Below are 1,605 nucleotides of genomic sequence, written 5' to 3'. Positions count from 1 at the left end.
CCTGCGCGGAGAGGACCGCGAGGCCGTCGCGCTCCTGGCGGCGCAGGGCCCGCCGGGGGAGGACGTCGGGCTGGAGCCGTTCGGACCGCCGTCGTCGATGTCCGCCCCGCTCGAGGGCTACGCCCACGCGCCGCTGCAAGGAGCCCGCCGATGAGCCCCGTCGACACGTTCCTCTGGGTCGTCTACCCCTACGTCTGCCTGGTGATCTTCGTCGCTGGGCACGTGTGGAGGTACCGCTACGACAAGTTCGGCTGGACGACGCGCTCGTCCCAGCTCTACGAGAGCCGTCTGCTCCGGTGGGCGAGCCCGCTGTTCCACTTCGGCATCCTCGCCGTCTTCCTCGGCCACGTGATGGGTCTCGGCATCCCGAAGTCCTGGACCGAGGCGGTCGGCATGTCCGAGGAGGTCTACCACTTCCTGGCCATCTCGATCGGTGCGGTGGCAGGGGTGTGCACCGTCGTCGGGATGGCACTGCTGATCTACCGGCGCCGGACCACCGGACCGGTGTTCAGCGCGACGACCCGGATGGACAAGGCGATGTACCTGGCCCTCGCCGTGGTGATCGTCCTCGGGATGTGGAACACCGTGGCCGGCTCGGTCCTCAACCTCGGTGGGGAGTACGACTACCGCGACGGGGTCTCGGTCTGGTTCCGCAGCATCTTCTACCTCTCGCCGGAACCGGGGCTCATGGCAGCGGCGCCGCTGGGCTTCCAGCTGCACGCCCTCGCCGCCTTCTTCCTCTTCGCGTTGTGGCCCTTCACCCGGCTCGTCCACGTCTTCAGCGTCCCGGTCTGGTACCTCGGACGGCCCTATGTGGTCTACCGCTCCCGGTCGGACCGCCTCGGAGCGCGCGGCGTGCGGCCCGGGTGGGAAGGTGTGGACACGAGGCGGTCACCGGCGCGGCGCTGACGCATCGGCTCAGCAGCGAGGAGGAGGAGATGACCGACCTGTCGCAGGCGGCACGCGAGCAGCTCGCGGCCGCGCGCAGCGCGGAGAACGGGCGTAACGCCAAGCTCGTGGTGCACGACGGAGTGCTGAGGCAGAGCCTGATCGCCTTGGCGGCCGGGACGGAGCTCGGGGAGCACAGCTCGCCGCCCGCGGCGAGCATCTACGTGCTCGAGGGCCGGGTGCAGGTGACGGGGTTCGACCAGCCGGTGATCGCGGCGGGGGAGATCACTGTCCTCACCCACGAGCGCCATGCTGTCCTCGCGCTGGAGGACAGCGTCTTCCTGCTCACCACGGTGACCGGCGTCCCGACTGCCGAGGCCTGAGCCCGCTCGTCGGGAGCAGCCGACGGCCGGGTCGACGCGGACCGCGCCGTCGCGTCAGTCCTCGGTCGCGCCGTTGCGACGCAGGGTGAAGTGCCGGGCGGACAGACGGTTGACCTCGATCGCGACGTACTCGTGCTTCTCGGTCGGCACCCACGCGTGGATCGGCAGGGCCGCGGCCCGCTCGGCCTCGGCGCCCGTGAGGTGACGGGCGAGTCCGTGCGCGACCACGCTCGTGGCCTCGTCGGTCCCGATGTGGTCGACCTCGAAGGCCACGTCCTGGGTGATGGCCACGCCGGCGAGCTTGCTGCCCTGACTGGTGAGGAAGACGAGCCGG

3 protein-coding genes are annotated in these 1,605 nt (G+C 70.7%); 2 read left to right on the top strand and 1 reads right to left on the bottom strand.

The features are described from left to right. Positions 1-150: 150 nt before the first annotated feature. Both narI and ABWK99_RS15980 read left to right on the top strand, forming a co-directional pair. Complete coding sequence (gene narI / locus ABWK99_RS15985) at positions 151-909, top strand: respiratory nitrate reductase subunit gamma (RefSeq protein ID WP_372595672.1); 759 nt, start codon at positions 151-153, stop codon at positions 907-909. A 29-nt stretch (positions 910-938) separates the two neighbouring features. Further along, complete coding sequence (locus ABWK99_RS15980; protein ID WP_372595671.1) at positions 939-1,271, top strand: cupin; 333 nt, start codon at positions 939-941, stop codon at positions 1,269-1,271. Positions 1,272-1,325: 54 nt separating this feature from the next. On the opposite strand, the gene ABWK99_RS15975 is transcribed toward ABWK99_RS15980, so the two are convergent. Continuing rightward, positions 1,326-1,605 (bottom strand): pyridoxamine 5'-phosphate oxidase family protein (locus ABWK99_RS15975; protein WP_372595670.1); only part of this gene is annotated, 280 nt, incomplete at its 5' end.

The organism is Actinotalea sp., assembly GCF_041597215.1.
Taxonomy (GTDB): Bacteria; Actinomycetota; Actinomycetes; order Actinomycetales; family Cellulomonadaceae; genus Actinotalea.
The sequence above is the reverse complement of the archived record's forward strand: the minus strand, read 5'-3'. Positions and strand labels throughout refer to the sequence as shown.